General features: G+C 74.5%; 16 protein-coding genes. 6 read left to right on the forward strand and 10 right to left on the reverse strand.

Annotated elements, in window-relative coordinates; translation table 11 throughout:
* Window positions 1–237: 237 nt before the first annotated feature.
* The gene (locus A949_RS0104520; protein ID WP_019354820.1) at window positions 238–840 is read left to right on the forward strand and encodes a hypothetical protein; all 603 of its coding nucleotides are present in this window, start codon (window positions 238–240) and stop codon (window positions 838–840) included.
* A 79-nt stretch (window positions 841–919) separates the two neighbouring features.
* Here A949_RS0104520 and A949_RS32480 read toward each other — a convergent pair whose 3' ends face one another.
* Window positions 920–1474: a nuclear transport factor 2 family protein gene (locus A949_RS32480; RefSeq protein WP_019354821.1), complete on the reverse strand. Its 555-nt coding sequence runs from the start codon at window positions 1472–1474 to the stop codon at window positions 920–922.
* A gap of 120 nt (window positions 1475–1594) precedes the next feature.
* Window positions 1595–2623, reverse strand: coding sequence for an ArsR/SmtB family transcription factor (locus tag A949_RS0104530; RefSeq protein WP_019354822.1), 1029 nt, complete (start codon window positions 2621–2623; stop codon window positions 1595–1597).
* Between the two features lie 155 nt (window positions 2624–2778).
* On the opposite strand from A949_RS0104530, the gene A949_RS0104535 reads away from it, so the two are divergent.
* Window positions 2779–4116 (forward strand): MFS transporter, encoded by a 1338-nt coding sequence (locus tag A949_RS0104535; protein ID WP_019354823.1) that lies wholly within the window; start codon window positions 2779–2781, stop codon window positions 4114–4116.
* Here A949_RS0104535 and A949_RS36115 read toward each other — a convergent pair.
* Entirely contained in the window at window positions 4007–4399 is a 393-nt protein-coding gene (locus A949_RS36115) for a tautomerase family protein (protein ID WP_027760819.1), read from the reverse strand. The two genes, A949_RS0104535 and A949_RS36115, sit on opposite strands and share 110 nt — an antisense overlap.
* A gap of 367 nt (window positions 4400–4766) precedes the next feature.
* Here A949_RS36115 and A949_RS0104540 point away from each other — a divergent pair, with 367 nt between their 5' ends.
* Window positions 4767–5240, forward strand: coding sequence for a MarR family winged helix-turn-helix transcriptional regulator (locus tag A949_RS0104540; RefSeq protein WP_019354824.1), 474 nt, complete (start codon window positions 4767–4769; stop codon window positions 5238–5240).
* A gap of 134 nt (window positions 5241–5374) precedes the next feature.
* Here the strand turns inward: A949_RS0104540 and A949_RS0104545 are convergent, their stop codons facing one another.
* The 4 genes from A949_RS0104545 to A949_RS0104560 form a co-directional block, all read right to left on the reverse strand.
* Complete coding sequence (locus A949_RS0104545) at window positions 5375–6373, reverse strand: malate dehydrogenase (RefSeq protein ID WP_019354825.1); 999 nt, start codon at window positions 6371–6373, stop codon at window positions 5375–5377.
* 112 nt (window positions 6374–6485) lie between these two features.
* A complete protein-coding gene (locus tag A949_RS0104550; protein WP_037705877.1) occupies window positions 6486–8015 on the reverse strand; it encodes a helix-turn-helix domain-containing protein in 1530 nt (509 codons plus the stop codon).
* A gap of 358 nt (window positions 8016–8373) precedes the next feature.
* Window positions 8374–9015, reverse strand: coding sequence for a DUF3017 domain-containing protein (locus tag A949_RS38455; protein ID WP_019354827.1), 642 nt, complete (start codon window positions 9013–9015; stop codon window positions 8374–8376).
* A gap of 23 nt (window positions 9016–9038) precedes the next feature.
* The gene (locus A949_RS0104560) at window positions 9039–9893 is read right to left on the reverse strand and encodes a bifunctional methylenetetrahydrofolate dehydrogenase/methenyltetrahydrofolate cyclohydrolase (protein WP_026004340.1); all 855 of its coding nucleotides are present in this window, start codon (window positions 9891–9893) and stop codon (window positions 9039–9041) included.
* Between the two features lie 315 nt (window positions 9894–10208).
* Between A949_RS0104560 and A949_RS0104565 the strand changes: the two genes are divergently transcribed.
* A complete protein-coding gene (locus tag A949_RS0104565) occupies window positions 10209–11117 on the forward strand; it encodes a hypothetical protein (protein WP_443332985.1) in 909 nt (302 codons plus the stop codon).
* A 205-nt stretch (window positions 11118–11322) separates the two neighbouring features.
* Window positions 11323–11997 (forward strand): hypothetical protein, encoded by a 675-nt coding sequence (locus tag A949_RS0104570; RefSeq protein ID WP_019354830.1) that lies wholly within the window; start codon window positions 11323–11325, stop codon window positions 11995–11997.
* 155 nt (window positions 11998–12152) lie between these two features.
* Here the strand turns inward: A949_RS0104570 and purH are convergent, their stop codons facing one another.
* Both purH and purN read right to left on the reverse strand, forming a co-directional pair.
* Complete coding sequence (purH, locus tag A949_RS0104575) at window positions 12153–13781, reverse strand: bifunctional phosphoribosylaminoimidazolecarboxamide formyltransferase/IMP cyclohydrolase (protein WP_019354831.1); 1629 nt, start codon at window positions 13779–13781, stop codon at window positions 12153–12155.
* Window positions 13774–14436 carry a phosphoribosylglycinamide formyltransferase gene (gene purN / locus A949_RS0104580; protein WP_019354832.1) on the reverse strand — a complete coding sequence of 221 codons (663 nt, stop codon included), beginning with the start codon at window positions 14434–14436 and terminating at the stop codon, window positions 13774–13776. Before purN ends, purH begins: the two co-directional genes overlap by 8 nt.
* Before the next feature lie 246 nt (window positions 14437–14682).
* On the opposite strand from purN, the gene A949_RS0104585 reads away from it, so the two are divergent.
* Complete coding sequence (locus A949_RS0104585; protein WP_019354833.1) at window positions 14683–15753, forward strand: hypothetical protein; 1071 nt, start codon at window positions 14683–14685, stop codon at window positions 15751–15753.
* A gap of 76 nt (window positions 15754–15829) precedes the next feature.
* Here A949_RS0104585 and A949_RS32485 read toward each other — a convergent pair whose 3' ends face one another.
* Window positions 15830–17650, reverse strand: coding sequence for a cell division protein PerM (locus A949_RS32485; protein WP_158687539.1), 1821 nt, complete (start codon window positions 17648–17650; stop codon window positions 15830–15832).
* Between the last annotated feature and the right edge of the window lie 587 nt (window positions 17651–18237).

Below are 18237 nucleotides of genomic sequence, written 5' to 3' on the forward strand. Positions count from 1 at the left end.
GGCGACACCGGACTCCTCTCCGGCGGATCGGAGCCAGCAATGCGTAAGCAGTACCGAACCTCACTGGTTGTAGCCGTTTGCGCTGCGGCGACGGCCTCCGGCGGGCTCCTGGCCCCGGCTCATGCCGCCCCCACGGCCACGCAGCGTGACGGGCCGGATATAGAAGAGTTGTCAGGCGAGGAAATAGCGGAAAAAGCGTCGCACGAGCTGAATTCCGCGCACTCCATGCGGCTCAGAATGAAAGCACCGGATCTCCGGCTCGACCTGACTCTCGACGAAAAGGCGAACTGCTCCGGAGAAGTCGGGGTCCCGGGCAAGGGCTCCATGCGGCTCATCAAGCGCGGCGGCACCGTCTGGATCAAACCGGACGCGGCGTTCTGGCGGGCGCAGCTCGGCCCCGAGAAGGGCGCGAAGGCGGCCGAGAAGTTCAAGGGGCACTACATCAAGGGCAGCGCCCAGGGCAGCGACAAGCTCGGCGGCGGGGGTCTGGCCACGGCCTGCGACCTGAACGCCTTCCGCGCCGCCTCCGGAGTGACCGGCTCCTCCGGCCCGCACTGGAAGCGGGGCCACCAGGGGGACGTGCACGGCCACCACGCCGTCCCCGTCACCCGCACCCGGCAGCAGGCCCGCGTCACCATGCACGTCTCGACGGAGGGCAAGCCCTACCCGCTGCGCCTGGAGCGGAAGGCGGGCAGCAACCACGACGAGATCGACCTGGGCCGCTTCAACCGGCCCGTCTCCCGCGCCACGCCGCCCGCGGACCGCACCGTCTCCGTCGAGCAGCTCCGCCGGCACCTGGACGGCTCCGGGCAGGACGAGCCCCCTTCGGAGTCGGTGTAGCCGGGAGTCGGTGCCGCCGAAACCCGGGCGGCAGACGACCGGGCCTCCGGCGGCCGGGGCATCCGGGCTCACCGCGTGGTCAGGCCCCGGACTCCGGCGCCCGGTCCGCCTCGTCCGGGGTGCAGGCGGCCGCGACCGCCACCCCGTCCTCGTAGAGGTGGTAGCGCACCACCAGTCCCCGCTCGACGGTCAGCCGCAGCGCGAAGGGCGAGACGAACTCCTTGCCGGTCGCGCGGACCCGGCCGGCCAGGTTGCCGGTCACGACCGCCTCGTCCCCCTCCACGACGAGCGCCTCCAGGGGCCGCCCGCGGGGCGCCATCGGCTCCACCCCGGCGGCCAGCTCCCGGAAGTGCGCGGCCACGTCCGCCCGGGTCGGCCGCGGACGCACCCAGGGCACCACGGGGTTGTCGGCGATCATCCAGTCCACCTGCTCGGCGAACAGCGCGGCGATCCGCTCCGGGTCCCCCGCACCGACGCGGGAGAGGAACTCCTCGACGACGGCACGCGCCTCCGGGGCGGGGGCCGTGGTGACGGGGTCGGCTGTGGGCGCCCGGCCGGTCTTCGGGGCGTCGGCGACCGGGCTCCTCCTCGGGGCGGTCGTCGCGGGCGTGTGGCGTGTGTGCGTTCCGGTCATGCCCCGAGGATCGCCGCCCGGCGGCGGCGGCGCGATTACCTGCCGGGTCATCGACCAGCTGCCGGGGCGTCGCCGGACACGGGGGGGCGCGAGCCCCCGCGGCCGGCCCCGGCCGGGCCGTCACTCCTGGGCCCGCAGCAGGCCCTCGCCCGCGGCGGTGCGGTGGTAGAGCACCGAGCGGCCCGCCCGGCGCCCCTGGATCAGCCGGGCGTCCCGCAGCACCCGCAGATGGCGGCCGACCGAGCCCAGTCCCTGTCCGGTGAGCGCGACGAGCTGCGTGGTGCTCTTCGGGGAGTCGAGGAGCACCAGGACGGCGGCCCGCGCGGGGCCGAGCAGCGCCCCCAACGCCTGTGGCACAGCGGGATGTCCGGTGTCGGCGAGCGTTCCGGAGCAGGGATAGACCACGGCGTAGCGGGGACGGACCCCGGTGGGCGGACGGGCCTGGCCCTGCGGCACGCCGACGGGGAGCGCCTCCCAGCTCACCCATCCGGTGTGCGGAGTGACGGGGACGAACATCAGTCGTGCGCCGTCCAGTTCGCGCGGCGGATAGTTCCGCGCGTTGATCTGGAGGCGGCTGCCGCCGAGCCAGCGCATGCCCGGCCGCATGTCGTCGAGCGCCGCGGCCCAGCCGCCCCGGCCGAGTTGCGCGGTGCGCGCCACCACGTCGGCCTCGATGATCCGGCGGCGCCGCGGCCAGTACGGCAGCACCGTCTCGTGCCACACCCACTCCAGCGTTTCGGCCGTGCGGTGCGGCAGGTCGTCACGGTCCAGGATGCCGGGCAGCGGCCCCGAACCCAGGGACACCAGCAGGTCGGCGCGGGCCACCTGGGGCGGGGTGGCGCGGATGCACGCGAGTTCCGCCGCGAAGGACGCGGCAGCGGCGCCGTGTGCGCCGGGGTCGGGTGGCGGGGTGAGGAAGTCCGCGTTCCAGGTGGGGCCGAGCGCGGCACGGATGAGCTGTTCCGTGACCGGGTCGGCGGCCTGGCGGGCACGGTAGGCGGGCCGGTGGGCGGCGAGCCAGGCGCGTTCGCCGGGGTGGGCCGCGCTGCCGCGCTCCAGCACCTTGAGACCGGCGATCGTCTCGGCGAGCGGGGACACCACGAAGCGGCTGCCCGCCAGGGTGTCGGCGCTGACCTGCCACCATCCCATGTCCCCCCGCCCCTCTGCCGGTCGGCTCCGGCTGTCCGTCCCGCCGGTCCGCTCCGCCGCCCCTGGCCGGCCGCACCGCGGGTGCGTCCGCGTCGGGGTTTCGCCCTGCCGCGAAACAGTAACCGGCGGCCGCGGTTCTCCCGAGACTTCCCGCCATGCGCACCTACCGCGAGCTGTTCCGGACCCCCGAGTTCCGTCCGCTCTTCCTCACCAGCACCTTCCAGGTGGCCGGGCAGACGGTGAGCGGCCTGGCCCTGGGAACCCTGCTCTACACCGCCACCGGCTCCCCGCTGCTGTCCTCGCTGGCGATGTTCGGCCCCTCGCTGGCCCAGCTCATCGGCGCGGCGACTCTGCTGTCGGCCGCCGACCGGCTGCCGCCCCGCGCCGCGCTGACCGGGCTGCTCGTGGCGTTCTCGCTCGGTACCGCCGCACAGACCCTGCCGGGGCTGCCCGTCGCGGGGGCGTTCGCCGTGCTGCTGATACTCGGGATCCTGGCCTCCCTGGGCGGCGGGGTGCGCTACGGGCTGCTCTCCGAGATCCTTCCCAAGGGCGGCTACCTCCTCGGCCGTTCCGTGCTCAACATGTCCAGCGGCGTCATGCAGATCGGCGGTTACGCTCTCGGCGGGCTGCTCGTCACGGTCCTCTCGGCACGCGGCACCCTGCTGGTCGGGGCGGCGCTGCACCTGACGGGGGCGGTGACGGCCCGGCTCGGCTTCGGGCAACGTCCGGCGCGCGCCGCGGGCCGCCCCTCCCCCGCCGCGACCTGGCGGACCAACTCCCTGCTGTGGTCCTCGCCCGCCCGTCGGGTCGTCTATCTCGGGCTGTGGGTGCCCAACGGCCTGGTGGTCGGGTGCGAGTCGCTCTTCGTGCCGTACGCGCCGCGGGAGGCCGGGCTGCTGTTCGCCTGCGGAGCGGTGGGCATGCTGGCCGGGGACACGATCGTCGGCCGCTGCCTGCCGCCCGGTCGGCGGAAGCGGTCGGCCGTGCCGATGCTGGCGCTGCTCGCCTTCCCCTATCTGCTGTTCGTGCTGCACCCCGCGGTGCCGTTCGCGGCAGGGCTGGTGATGCTGGCGTCCTTCGGCTTCGGTGCCAGTCTGCTGCTCCAGGAACGGCTGATGGAACGGACGCCGGACGAGCTCGGCGGCCACGCGCTGGGCCTGCACTCCTCCGGGATGCTGGCCATGCAGGGCGTGGGCGCGGCGCTGGCGGGCGCCGTCGCGGAACGCACCTCCCCCGCGACCGCCATGACTCTGGTGGCCGCCCTCTCCCTGACGGTGACGCTCTCCCTCGCTTCTGCGCTCCGCTCCCGCTCCGAGCAACAGGCCGGGACCCCGCGCACGGCGCGGCCTGCCCCTCACTCCCGAGGGATCTCGGGCCGCCTGCTCAGACCAGCTCGCCGCCCACGCCCGAACGTCCCGCCGGAACCCCGACCAGCAGCACCGTCACCCGATCCCGCACCCGCTCGCCGAGCACCTTGGCGACGGCGTCGGTGATCGCGGATATCAGTCCGGCGGGGGCTCCGGCGAAGTCGGGATGGTGGAAGAACCCCTCTCGGGAGCGCAGGGTGACGACCGGCGACGGCTCGTCGGTGACCGTCCCGCCCACGCCCCACCTTCCGCGGGGGACACCGAAGATCTCGACGCCGACCATCTCCCGGAACGACTCCGGATAGACCGTCAGCGCGGCCTCCGTCAGCTCCTTGATGAGCTGCCCGCTCACGGGCGCGTCCTCCCCACCCAGTACTTCCTCGTGAACTTGCACCTCGAAGTGCGGCATGACGACCCTCCGATCGGCAAGGTGAAGTCCCGGATCGCTACCATCGCGAGACGAATCACCTTTGACAGCAAAACATCTTTGACAGCAAAGCTAATGGAGGTCCGTCGCCATGTCAATGGACGGTCACAGAGAGAGACGGGGGCAGGAAAAGGGGCGACAAGGGACCGACCAGGCGGCAACCCGTGCGGCCCAGGAGGCCGACCCGGCGACCGGCGGGGGAAGCGGCGCCGGTGACGGGGCCGGCGCCGGCGAAGGAGCCGAACGAGAGGCCGCCCGGACGGCTGTCCCGGAGGCAGCGGCTCCGGGGATACCGTCGAAGCCGGGAGCAGCGGCCGCGCCCCCGGCGGCAGGCGACCGGCAGGCGCCGATGGGTCGGCGGCGGGAGCTGGCCGAGGACGACGCCGTCCGCGCGCTCCTGTTGCTCATGCCGCGCATCGTCGGTCGGGTCAAGCGCATCCCCGTACCCGAGGAGCTGCAAGCCCTGGCGCTGGCTCCCCGGCACCTGTCCCTGCTCTCGTACCTCCTCTTCGACGGCCCGATGACCGTCAACGAGCTCGCCACCCGCCTGGAGGTCGCCCCCACCACGGTCAGCCTCCTGGTGAGCGAGCTGAGCCGGAAGGGCATGCTGGAACGGCAGGAGGACGAGAACGACCGGCGCCGCCGCATCGTGAGCATCACTCCGGCCCACAAGCCCACCATCTCCCGCTGGCTGGCCCGCGGCGCCGGAGCCTGGCGCCAGGTGCTGGGCGACCTCTCCCCCGCCGAGCGCGCCCTGGTCGTCGCCACCCTGCGCGCATACGAGGACGTGATGGCCGAGGAGGACGGCAACGGCGAGGACTGACGCGGCCCGCGCGGGCCGCTGGGTGACACGCACGAAGCGTCCGGAGCACGTCCCCGGAAAGCCCCGAGGGCCCGTGCGGATCAGCTGGATCCGCACGGGCCCTCGGGGCGGTGCGTGGCGGTGCCGCGGTCGGCTCAGACCAGGCCGAGGCCGCTGACCGCGTCCCGCTCCTCGGTCAGCTCCTGGACCGAGGCGTCGATGCGGGTGCGGGAGAACTCGTTGATCTCCAGGCCCTGGACGATCTCGTAGGCGCCGTCCTTCGTGGTCACCGGGAAGGAGGAGATGATGCCCTCCGGCACGCCGTAGGAGCCGTCCGAGGGGATGCCCATGGAGGTCCAGTCGCCCTCGGGGGTGCCGTTGACCCAGGTGTGCACGTGGTCGACGGCGGCATTCGCGGCAGAGGCGGCCGAGGAGGCGCCGCGGGCCTCGATGATGGCCGCGCCGCGCTTGGCGACGGTCGGGATGAACTCGTCGGCCAGCCACTTCTCGTCGTCCACGAGCTGGGCGGCGTTCTTGCCGGCGATCTCCGCGTGGAAGATGTCCGGGTACTGGGTGGCGGAGTGGTTGCCCCAGATCGTCAGCTTCTTGATGTCGGCGACGGTCGAGCCGGTCTTCTTCGCGAGCTGGGTGAGGGCGCGGTTGTGGTCCAGGCGCGTCATGGCGGTGAACCGCTCGGCCGGCACGTCCGGCGCCGCCGAGCGGGCGATCAGCGCGTTGGTGTTGGCCGGGTTGCCGACCACCAGGACCTTGATGTCGTCGGCCGCGTGGTCGTTGATGGCCTTGCCCTGCGGCTTGAAGATGCCGCCGTTGGCCTCCAGCAGGTCGCCGCGCTCCATGCCCTTGGTGCGGGGCCGGGCGCCGACGAGCAGCGCCACGTTGGCGCCGTCGAAGGCGACGTTCGGGTCGTCGGCGATGTCGATGCCCTGGAGGAGCGGGAAGGCGCAGTCGTCCAGCTCCATGGCGGTGCCCTCGGCCGCCTTCAGCGCGGGGGTGATCTCCAGCAGGCGGAGCTTGACGGGGACATCGGGGCCCAGCAACTGGCCGGAGGCGATCCGGAACAGCAGCGCGTAGCCGATCTGGCCTGCGGCGCCGGTGACGGTGACGGTGACGGGGCTGACGGGAGTGCGGGTCATGGCGTTCTCCGTAGTACCTGACGTGGCTGGCGGGTGGCCGGAAGTCTCTCTACGTCAAGAGACCCATCGGCCAGGCTATCCGACCCCCCGCCCCGCGCACCCCCGGGTCCGCTCAGCGCACCTTCTCGCCCGGCACCGTGCAGCCCTTGCCGCCCGCCGCCAGCGTCGCGCAGGCCCGCGCCTCGTCCTGCGAACCGACGGAGACCATCCTGGTGTAGGCGTCGTTCGTGCTCGTCACCTCGTCGCGCTCCGCCTGGCCGCCCGGCCCGCTGATCCGCAGCGCGTCCCCGGTCTTCGCACTGGTGATCCGGGCCCAGGACGCCTTGCACACCGTGCTGTGCCGGACCTCGACGAAGCTGCTGCCGACCCAGGCCGAGCTGCTGGTCGCGGCGTGCTTGCCGCCGCAGCCCATCGCCTCCGGGTCCTTGCCCGAGCACTCCTCGCCCGAGCACTTCACCCCGGCGGGAAGCTGCGGCGCACTGCTGCTGGGGGTGGCCTTCGGCGCTGCGGCCTCCTCCTTGCCGTCATCGCCGGTGCCGAAGAACAGCACGGCGCCCGCGGCGACGACGAGGACGGCCACCAGGGAAGCGAGCAGCACGGTGGTTCTGCGCCGGCCGCCCGACGGTTTCGCGGCGCGGTCGCCCGGCGCGGCACGGTCGCCCCCGGCACCCGGTGCGGCGGCCGGTACAGGGGCGCCCGGTGCGCCGCCGACCGCGGCGGAGGGCAGTCCGGTGCCGCCCGGCGTGCCGCCGGTGCCCTGGCCGCCGGCCGGGCCGCCGCCGACCGGGCCCGAGGACCGCCCGCCGGTCGCGGGGGCGGCGGTGCCCCAGTCGGTCGCGTCGGACCGGTGGCGCCGCTCCCGGGCACGCGCCTTCTCCGCGCTCGCGTTGTCCGGGCCCTCGCTGTCCGCGCTCGTGTCGTGCGGGCCCGCCTGGTCCGGGCCCGGCCGGTCGGCGCCCGCCTTGTCGCCCGCCGCGCGGATGGCGTCCCTGCGCAGGACCGCCGTCTCCACGTCCTGGCCGCCCGGAGCATCCTGCGGAGTGCCGCCCCGGCCCGGCGGCGGCCCCTGGCCCGGGGTGCCCCGCTGCGGGGGCACCCCGCCGTCGGGCCCGAAGCCCTGGTGCGGCGCGGCGGACTGCTGCGGCGGGGCGGCTCGGTGCGGCGGCGCCTGGTGCGGCACCGCGGGGGCAGCGCTGTCCGTGTCGGGTTCGCCGCGGGCGGAGGTGCCGGCCCGGGGAGCGGCGCCCTGGTCCGTGCCCTTGCCCTTGCGCCGCTTTCGCCCCTTGCCGGACGCCTGCTCCGGTGCCTCGTCCAGCGCGGCCCGCGCCTGGGCGATCTGGATGGCCTCCAGCGTGGTGTCGCGGCGCATCTCGCTCCGGCTCCACGCGCGTTCGGCCAGCTCCCACATGGTGCCGAGGTGCCGCACGTCCGTCCCGGTCACCTCCGCGAGGGCCTGGGTGGCGCCGCGGGGCGGCAGCAGCCGGCCGTTCAGATAGCGCTCCCACGACGACTTGCTGTACCCGGTGCGGTCGGCGACGGTGGCGACGCTCAGCCCGCTGCGGTCGACGAGCCGCCGCAACTGGCTCGCGAACTCGCGGATCTGCGGGTCCAGATCCTCCGGTAGCGACCTCCAACGAGGCATGGCCTCCCCCTTGTCCGCGAGTGCGCTCTCGACATTCCTTCCCCGTGTCGCGCCACGGCCTCAGGTGCTCGTTCGCGCAAACGCCCCCTAGTCTGCCAGCCGTTCCGGACGCCGACGGTCCACGCACGGTCCCCGGATGGCTCGTCCCGTCCGACGGCGCGTGCGGGAGCGGGCTCCCGGCACCGTTCGGACAGCGCCGGAAGCCACCTGCGCCGGGCCGGCAGGCCGAGGGACCCGCGGACCCACCGGGCGGCGGCCCGGCTGACCTGAAGGCGGCGACGTGCCGGTTCGCCGCACGGGACCGGCGGACCGTCGCGGGGAGGGCGCGGCTGCGGCGCCGCGCCCCGCGGAGCGCCCGTCAGCGCACGGTGAAGTGCACGATGGTGTCCAGGAACGGCAGCGAGAGCCATGGGCTCGGCTGCGCCATCAGGGCCAACAGCACGATGGCGAGGCCCAGCACGCCGTAGGTGATCATGTCGGTGAAGCGCGAGCGCACCGCCAGCATGCCGACCGAGGGCTTGCCCCAGCGCAGCAGCGCCCCGCCGACCAGCGACAGGCCGATGACGAGCGTGCCCGCGCGGAACTCCGCGATGGTCACCAGCAGTCCGGCCAGCACCCCGAGGCACACGGCCAGCAGTGGCCACTGCCGATACGGCGCCGGGCGGTGCCCTCCTATGGCGCGCCCTCCGCCCTCGGGACGCGCGGTGTCCCGGGTCAGCACCGGGAAGCGCCGCGACGCCTTCTTCGGTGGAGCCGCCTCCTGCCCCGCCATCGCGGAGTCTCCCTTCAGTCCGCCGTCCCCGGCCCCGTTCCCGTCATGCCCGTCATTCCCGTTCCGGTCGCCGCCCCCGGCCCCGTCGCCGTCCGTGCCGTCGCTCCGGGCGCCGCTCGCGGCTTTGTCGCCACCGGTCCGCTCGGCGCTCCGGTCGGCGCTCCGGTCGGCGTCGACGCCGGTGCGGCCCTCGCCCCGGGCGGCGGGGCGGCGGTCGTCCTCTGCCATGACGGCGTTCTCCCCGACCTCGCTCAGCCGGCCGCCGCCTCGGCCGCCTCCACCACGTTCACCAGCAGCTGCGCCCGGGTCATCGGGCCGACGCCGCCCGGGTTGGGCGAGATCCAGCCGGCGACCTCGGCCACCCCCGGGTGCACGTCGCCCGCGATCTTGCCGTTCTCGTCCCGGCTGACCCCCACGTCCAGTACGGCGGCGCCCGGGCGGACGTCCTCCGGCTTGATCAGGTGCGGCACCCCGGCGGCCGCGACGACGATGTCCGCCTGGCGCAGCAGGTCCGGCAGATCGCGGGTCCCGGTGTGGCACTGCGTCACCGTGGCGTTCTCGCTCCGCCGGGTCAGCAGCAGCGGCAGCGGGCGGCCCGCGGTCACGCCGCGCCCGACCACCACCACGTGGGCGCCGTTCAGCTCGACGCCGTAGCGGCGCAGCAGCACCACCATGCCCTGCGGGGTGCAGGGCAGCGGTGCGGGCTTGTTGAGGACCAGGCGGCCCAGGTTGGTCGGGTGCAGACCGTCGGCGTCCTTGGCCGGGTCCATCAGCTCCAGCACCCGGTTGACGTCGATGCCCTTGGGCAGCGGGAGCTGGACGATGTAGCCGGTGCAGGCCGGGTCCTCGTTCAACTCGCGGACGACCGCCTCGATCTCCTCCTGGCTCGCCGTCGCGGGCAGCTGCCGCTGGATGGAGTTGATGCCGATCTGCTGGCTGTCGCGGTGCTTCCCCGCGACGTACTTCTGGGAGCCGACGTCCTCACCGACGAGCAGGGTGCCCAGGCCGGGCGTGACGCCCTTCGCCTTGAGCGCCTCGACACGGGTGGTCAGGTCGGACTTGATCGCGGCGGCGGTGGCCTTGCCATCGAGAATCTGGGCGGTCATGCGCACCATCCTCGCGGATCCGGGCCGCCGGTCTCCACTCAGGTGCCCTCGCTCCCGGTCCGCGGTGCCCGGCGGGGCCGCCGAACGGGGCGCGGCCGCCGGGCGCGGGGGCCGGGCGCGGAGGCCGGGTGCGTGCCGCGGCTCCCGGGTCGGGCGCGCGGCGCGGCCGTGCGCTCCCCGCCGTGCGCGGTGCGATCCGGCGTCACCCGCGCGGCGTCCCGTTGGCAACGGGACGGCAAAGGTCGGTTCATGTGCCTCCCTGCTCCCCCTACGCTCCGTTGCGAACGCGTACGGAGGGTCAGTAACGTGCGGGACGTGTTCAGCGTGATCATCGTCCCGGACGGGTGCCGGGGACTCGAGGCGCAGCACCGGCTGGAGCCGGGCCACACGCTGCGCTTCGGGCGCACGGCACCCACGGGCAACGGCCTGGCCCTCTCCCACCCCGCCGTCGCGTGCGCGGCCGGGGAGATCACCGCGACCGGCGCCTTCTGGATACTCACCAACTTCAGCAGCGATCAGACCTATCTCGTCGAGAATCCCGAGGGCGCGGGGGAGCACATCCGGGTCGCACCCGGCCGCGCGGACGCCCCGGTCCCCTTCGAGTTCGCACGCGTTCGCCTGTGCGCGGGCGAATCGGGGGCCGGCTGCGGATTCGACGTACTGGCGCCGCGCCACGACTACCTGGCGTCCGCCGACTCCCTCGTCGGCGGCTCGCGTTCCCGGGCGCGGCGCGCCGCCGCGCTCCTCCCCGGCGGGACGCACGGGGACGGGAACCGGGGCGAGGACCGGAGCGGGGAACCGGCCGAGGGCGGGGCCGCCGGCCCGGCCGAGGACCGGACGCAGGGCTGGCGCTTCGACCCCTTCCCGCGGCCCTACCCGTTGGACCGCACCTGCCACTACTTCCTCGTCCTGGCGGCACTGTGCGAGGCGAGCCTGCGCGGGGACGCGGCGGCCCCGGTGCCGGACGTCGTGGAGCTGACGGAGCGGCTGCGCCCGGTGTGGCCGGACGCCTCGCCCGCGGCCGTCGCCTGGAACATCGACTACCTGCGGCTGAAGCTGCGGCTGCGCGCACCGGACGCCGCGGAGAGCGTCCGCGAGGCCCTGGTGCGGTTCGCGCTCCGGTTCGACCTGGTGCAGGAAGCGGATCTGCCGGTGCTGGACGGCAAGTTGACCCACGCCGCCGCGGGATGGGAGAGCGGGGTCCGGGTGGCCGGGGCGTACTGAGCGTTGCGACTTCGCCACAGCCGGGGAAGTCGGCTGGACAGTCGGACAGTCGGACCAGCAACATTGGTGCACGGCGTCGGGCAGTGCAGGGAGGGCCGACGGTGCGGCGCCGTACCGGGGGGAGCGACATTGCTGAGGGCAGGCCGTGATTCTCCGGAATTGCTCGGCCCCATCCACTCCTCGACACCGTCGGAGGAACCAGCCCGTGAGCTACCCCCCGCCGCCCGGCCAGCAGCCCAATCCCTATTCGGCGCCCCAGCAGGGCGGCCAGGGCGCTCCCTACGGATACCCGGGACAGGGTGCCGGTCAGTCCGGCTACAACCAGCCCGGTTACCAGCAGCCCGGCTACAACCAGCCGGGCTACGGCTACCCCGGCGGAGTGCCGCCGTACCCGGGAGGTCCCGGCGCGGGCATGCAGCCGACCGTCAGCATGCCGGGCCAGGTCGTCACGGCCCGCGTGCTGCTGTTCGTGGCCGGCGCGTTGTGGGCACTGCTGGCCGTGCTCATCTTCTTCGTCGGGCTGGTGGCCAACGACGCCGTCAACGACATCCCCGGAGTGGACGCGGCGGGCGGTGCCGCACTGGGCGTCGCGTTCTTCGGGCTCCTGATCTTCGGCGGCCTCGCGGCGCTGCACATCGTGCCCGCCTCGATGTTCGGGAAGGGCCGTATCGGCACCCGCGTCACCGCGATCATCGCCGCGTCGGTCAACGCCCTGCTGCCGCTGCTGGGCTGCTTCGGCGCGCTGGGCAGTGCCGTGGGCGGCGAGGACGCGGCGAGCATCTTCTTCTGGTACATCCTGTGGCTGGCCACCGCGGTCGTGACGCTCGTCTTCTGCTGCCTGAGCCCGGCGAGTCAGTGGTTCAACCGGCCGCAGTACTGAGCCGGCGGCTGCCGCCCGCGGTCCGGCGGCGGCGCCCGCGGGCGCAGGAACGGGGTCGGGCCCCGCACCGTGGTGCGGGGCCCGACCCCGTTCCTGCGCCGGACCTTCGTGGGCAGGACCGCCGCGAGCAGGACCGGGCCCCGGGTGCGTGGCGCTCAGTGGAAGAAGTGCCGTGTCCCGGTGACGTACATGGTCACGCCCGCCTCGGCCGCCGCCTCGACCACCTGCTCGTCGCGGACCGAGCCGCCCGGCTGGACGACGGCGCGCACACCCGCCGCGGTCAGCACCTCCAGCCCGTCGGGGAAGGGGAAGAACGCGTCCGAGGCCGCGTAGGCGCCGCGCGCCCGCTCCGCACCGGCGCGCTGGACGGCCAGCCGGGCCGAGTCGACGCGGTTGACCTGGCCCATTCCGACGCCCACGGTGGCGCGGTCCTTGGCGAGCAGGATCGCGTTGGACTTCACGGCCCGGCAGGCCCGCCAGGCGAAGGCGAGTTCGGCCAGTTCGTCGGCGCCGAGCGCCTCTCCCGCGGCCAGCGTCCAGTGCGCCGGATCGTCACCCGCCGCCTGGAAGACGTCCTTGGCCTGCGCGAGGACGCCGCCGTCGACGGGACGGAACTCGACCGGCGCGGCCGGCGCCTCCGGGCAGCGCAGCACGCGGATGTTCTTCTTGCGGGAGAGCGCCTCCAGTGCCCCGTCCTCGTAGCCGGGGGCGACGACGACCTCGGTGAAGATCTCCGCGACCTGCTCGGCCAACTCCCGCGACACCGGCCGGTTCACGGCGATCACGCCGCCGTACGCGGACAGCGGGTCGCAGGCGTGCGCCTTGCGGTGCGCCTCGGCGACGTCCGCGCCCACCGCGATGCCGCAGGGGTTGGTGTGCTTGATGACGGCGACGCACGGGTCGGTGTGGTCGTAGGCGGCGCGGCGCGCGGCGTCGGTGTCGACGTAGTTGTTGTACGACATCTCCTTGCCGTGCAGCTGCTCCGCCTCGGCCAGTCCACCGTCGCCCGAGGTGTAGAGCGCGGCGGGCTGGTGCGGGTTCTCCCCGTACCGCAGCACGTTCTTGCGCTGGTGGGTGACGCCGTGGAAGGACGGGAACGGGTCGTTCTCCCGGCCGCCACCGCCTGCCGTCCCGGTCGCGGCACCGGACCCGGCGTCGGCGGACTCGGCCGCGTCGGCGTAGCCGGAGAACCAGCCGGCCACCGCGACGTCGTAGGCCGCGGTGTGCTGGAACGCCTCGCCCGCCAGCCGCTTCCGTGCCGCCAGGTCGAAGCCGCCCTCTTCGGCCGCCGCGAGGACCTCGCCGTAGCGGTCCGGATTGACCACGACCGCCACGGACGGGTGGTTCTTGGCCGCGGCGCGGACCATCGAGGGTCCGCCGATGTCGATCTGCTCCACGCAGGCGTCGTCGGAGGCGCCCGAGGCGACGGTGTCCGCGAACGGATAGAGGTTGACGACCACCAGTTCGAACGGCTCGACGCCCAGCTCGCCCAACTGCTCACGGTGCGCCGCCAGCCGCTGGTCGGCGAGGATGCCCGCGTGCACGCGCGGGTGCAGCGTCTTGACCCGCCCGTCCAGGCACTCGGGGAAACCGGTCAGCTCCTCGACGGGGGTGACCGGAACCCCGGCGTCCGCGATCCGCTTCGCCGTCGAACCGGTCGAGACGAGCTGCACCCCGGCGGCGTGCAGCCCCCGCGCCAGCTCCTCAAGCCCCGTCTTGTCGTACACACTGACCAGCGCGCGGCGGATCGGCCGCTTGGCGCCCAGCGCAGCATTCTCACTCATGACCCAGTCGTACCCTTCTCATGTTCGGCCCCTCGAGGGTGTAGCCGTGGCGGGCGATGCGCCCCACCACCTCGACGAGCAGCCGTCGCTCGACTTCCTTGATCCGCTCGTGCAGGGCGGCACCCTCGTCGGTGTGGTCCTCGTCCCGGATCTCGACCGCGCGCTGCGCGATGACGGGACCGGTGTCGACGCCGTCGTCGACGAAGTGGACGGTGCATCCGGTCACCTTCGCGCCGTACGCGAGCGCGTCGCGTACGCCGTGGGCACCGGGAAAACTGGGGAGCAGCGCAGGGTGCGTGTTCAGGACCCGCCCGCCGAACCGCGCCAGAAAGCGGCTGCCGACCACCTTCATGAAACCCGCCGAGACCACCAGGTCCGGGGCGTGCGCCTCGGTCGCCCCGGTCAGGGCGGCGTCCCACTCGGCGCGGTCGGCGAAGTCCTTGACCCGGCACACGAAGGTGGGGATCCCGGCCCGCTCGGCCCGCGCCAGCCCCTCGACACCGCTCCGGTCGGCCCCGACGGCGACGATCTCGTACGGGGCGTCGACCGCGGGGTCGGCCGCGGCGTCGAGCAGCGCCTGGAGGTTCGTGCCGGAACCGGACACCAGGACGACGAGGCGCACGGGGGCGACGGGCCGGAAGGACTGCGCGTCCACGACGGGGCTCTCTCTCGCGGGGAGACGGAATTGTGCGGTCGTACAAACACGTGGACCCGAGGATTCCGGGGAACTCTACGAAGCGTCCGACCGTCGGCAACGATACCGGCACTCGGAACGGCCCCCACGGGACGGGGGCGCATGCGGAAGGTAGCGTCAGGGACACGGTCTCCTTGGGTTCCCGCGGGGGCTCGGGGCCCAGGGCCATGGAAGCGACGCGGAAGCGATGAGGAAGACACACACCAGATGACCGACCGACGCCGCCGTGCGGCCGCATCCGACAGCACCTCCCGCGAGGACAACCCCTTCGCGCCACCGCCGGAGGGGCAGCCGGACCGGCCGTGGGAGCCGCGGGTGCCGCGCGAGCGCGGCACCGGTGGGTCGCCGGGGACCGGCGGAACGGGTTCGGGGCCCTCGGGATCCTCCGGCCAGGGGCCGGGCACCGGCGCGGGCTCGTCGGACGGCGGCCCGACGGACGGCCGGGACGGCTCGGCCGACGGCGGCTCGCAGGGCGGGGACCGCGAAGGCGCCGGGGACTCGGACGGCGAGCGGCAGGCGTCGGGCTGGGGCAGCCAGTGGAGCGCCCGGCAGCCCGGGCGGCAGAACGGCGGATTCGGCGGCGGCCCCGGCAAGGCGGACAGCGGCAGCGGCGGGGTCGGCCGGAACAACGGCGACCAGGGACCTTCCGGACCGGGCGGCCCCGGCGGCCCGGACGGCCCCGGCGGCACCCGCGGGATGCGCTGGGACCCCACCGACCCCCTGCAGCGCCACGCCCGCTACTCCCTGCACGCCGGAATCTGGGGCCTGTTCTTCGCGCTGCTGAGCGTGCCGCAGGTCGCGCTGCTGCTCGGGGCGCTCTCGCTCTACTGGGGCAGCAACGCGCTGCGCGGCAAGCTGCCCGCTTCCGCGACGAAGTCGGGAGGCAAGCCCGCGACGAAGACGGCGAAGGCCGGGAAGGCCGGGAGGACGGACAAGGACGGCAGGGGCCGACGCAAGGGTGCCGCGGCCACCGCGGAGGACGTGGCGGGCACGGCGCGCGGCACGGAGCAGGAGGGCACCGGCGACGACGCGGACGGCAAGCCCCGGGTACCGCTGGCCGTCACCCCCGCCCAGGCGGCCAAGGCCAAGCGGACGGCGGCCATCAGCGGCCTGGTCACCGCGAGCCTGACCCTGATGATCGTCGGGGCCACCTTCGCGTTCCAGTTCGTGTACAGCGACTTCTACGCCTGCCAGAACGACGCGCTCACCCAGTCCTCCCGGGACGACTGCACCCGGCACCTGCCCGAGGAGCTGCGGCCCTTCCTGGAGGACCGCTGACCCGGGCCGGCACCACGGCGCCGGCCCCCCCGGCCTCGCCCCTGTGGCGCGCGGCCGAACCCCGGCACCCGGCGGATCACTTCGCGGGGGCCGCCGGAACCGTCTCCTCCGGGCGGGCCGGAGTGCCGACGGGGGACGAGCCGTCGGCGGAGGGCCGGGTGTCGCCGCGGAGCGGGGTGTCAGTGCGGGCCACGGCGGCGCGGCCGGGTAGCGGCCGCTCCGGCGCGGGCGCGGGCCGGTCGGCGTCGGTACGCGGTGCGGACGGCGACATGCTCCGCCGTCCTCGCTCCGTCCCGCCCGCTGCGGACCGTTCGAGGCCGTGGTGTCCGTCGAGGTGTCCGTCGAAGTCGTCGGGCGCGAAGTCGGGCATCAGACCGCCGGAGGCGGACTTCATCACGGACCAGCGTGCGCGGCGCACCTCGTCGGTGTGCCATGCGGGGTCGGGGCCGTAGCCGCGGGCGGCGAGCACGGCGGCCTGCAGGGCCTGCGCCGCGGCAGCTGTCGCCCTGCGCCTGCGGTACCGCGTCCACCAGCCGGCCCACAGCGCGGTGGGCAGTCCCACAGCGGCCATCCACGCGCACGCCGCACCGCCGGCCTGCCACCAGCGGGGCCCCACATGAGCGAGCGTCCCGTCGCCGAGTGGGCCGCTCGCACTCGCGGTGAGCAGCGCCAGAACGGCCCCGCAGCACAGGGCGGCGAGCAGGACGGTCACGGCCGTGCCGCGCAGGCCCGGTACACCGTCCGGCGCTCTCCCGGAACCGGAACCGGGTCCGGGTCGGGGTCGGGGGCCGGCTCCGGGACCGGGACCGGGACCGGGACGTGCTGCGGGCCCGGTGGCCACCTCGGAACGCCCCACCCACCAACCGCACAGCAGTCCTCCCAGCAGGGGTACCAGGCCGGTCAGACACCACTCCGGAACGCTGCCGGAGCCTGCTTCCGGCACGGCGGCCAGCAGCGGGAACGGCGGGAGCGGCGGGGCCGCCGTCGTGGCGAGCGGGCCCGCGACGCTACCGGCGCCCAGCGTGAAGCCGGGGCCCAGGGCATAGGAGGCCGCCCAGAGCGCCGCGTTGGGCAGCAGCGCGACGGTGAGCAGCAGCAGCCCGAGATACCCGGATGCGTTTCCGGCGAGCTGCGGAAACGCTCCGAACACGGCGCGGACGTTCCAGACGAGGGCAGCCGCCAGAAGTGCCGCGCCACCGGCGCACAGCACCACGGTGGCCGTACCGGCCGCCTGTACGGCCACGATCGCCCGCTCCCGGGTGACGGGTCGCAGGGCGGCGCGCAACCGGGTGCGGGCCGGATCGGGCAGCCGGGCGAGCAGGCCGGCCCAGCTCCTGGTCGGCGCGTGGGGCGGCAGGCAGCGGGCCGCGCACAGCCCTGTCACCAGCAGGGCGAACAGCGGCAGGTGGCAGGCCGCGCTGACGGGTTCCGCCTCGAGCGGACCACCGGCGGCGGAGGCCAGCACGGCGGCGGTGACCAGGAGATAGCCGCCCGATACCCACACCGCCACTTCCGGTGGCCCGTAGTCGTCGTCCGCGGTCGGCCGCGCGTCCAGCGCCTCCCGCGTGGCGCGCCACAGCAGCCACACGGGTACCGCCGTCAGCAGCAGAGGTGTCACCCCCACGGGTGCCACCGGGCCGGTGAGTGTCTCCTGCCGCACGAGCTGCGCGCCGTGCGCCAGCAACCACAGGTCCGCCGCCGTGCGCAGGGCTTCGTCCGCTCCCCCGACGGGATACGGCGAGACGGTCCACAGCAGCAGGACGACGACGGCGGACAGGCCGAGCCCGAGTCCGGCGGCCACCGCACCGCCCAGCAGCCATCCGCTGGTGAGGGGCAGGAGACGAGGGCGGCGGCGGCCCGGGGAGAGCGACGGACCGCGGTGCGTCAGGGGGCTCACAGCGCCATGCTGCCAAGAACACCCGTTTTGCCCTAGTAGCAGGCATTTTGTCGCTGTGTCGCACAAGCTAAGCAGTATGCCTCTCTCTTCTTCCTCCGACGACGCCCGGAACACGGCCCGGCCCCGTTCCACGGAAGCTCCTGACGCGCCCTCGGCCGGAATGGCTCCGGCCGCGCGGACTCCGGCGAAAGCCCGGACGAAGACCCCGGCGAAAGCCCGGACGGGGAAGAGGCCGGCGAAGAGCGGGGAGAAGAGCGCGGAGCGGGCGGCGCACGGGACGAGGAACCGGAAGAAGGGGAAGCGCGCCGACGGCCGGGCGGCGGCCCAGGGTCCGAAGGCGGCCGCGCGGGCTCCGGGAGCCACCGCACAGGCCCCGGAGACGACACCGGCCCGGCCCGCGTCCGAGGCCGGCCCCGCATCCGACCCCGCGGGCGAACCCGAACTCGCTCACGAACCCGCACCCGGGTCCGGCCCGGAGTCCACGCCCGCGCAACCGCCCGGGTCCACGGCCGGATCCGACACCGCACCGGACCCCGAAGCCGGTGCCACGTCCGCGACCGAACACACGCCGTCGGAGCCGGAGCCGC

This window comes from Streptomyces sp. AA1529 (assembly GCF_000280905.1).
In the GTDB taxonomy this organism is placed as follows: domain Bacteria; phylum Actinomycetota; class Actinomycetes; order Streptomycetales; family Streptomycetaceae; genus Streptomyces.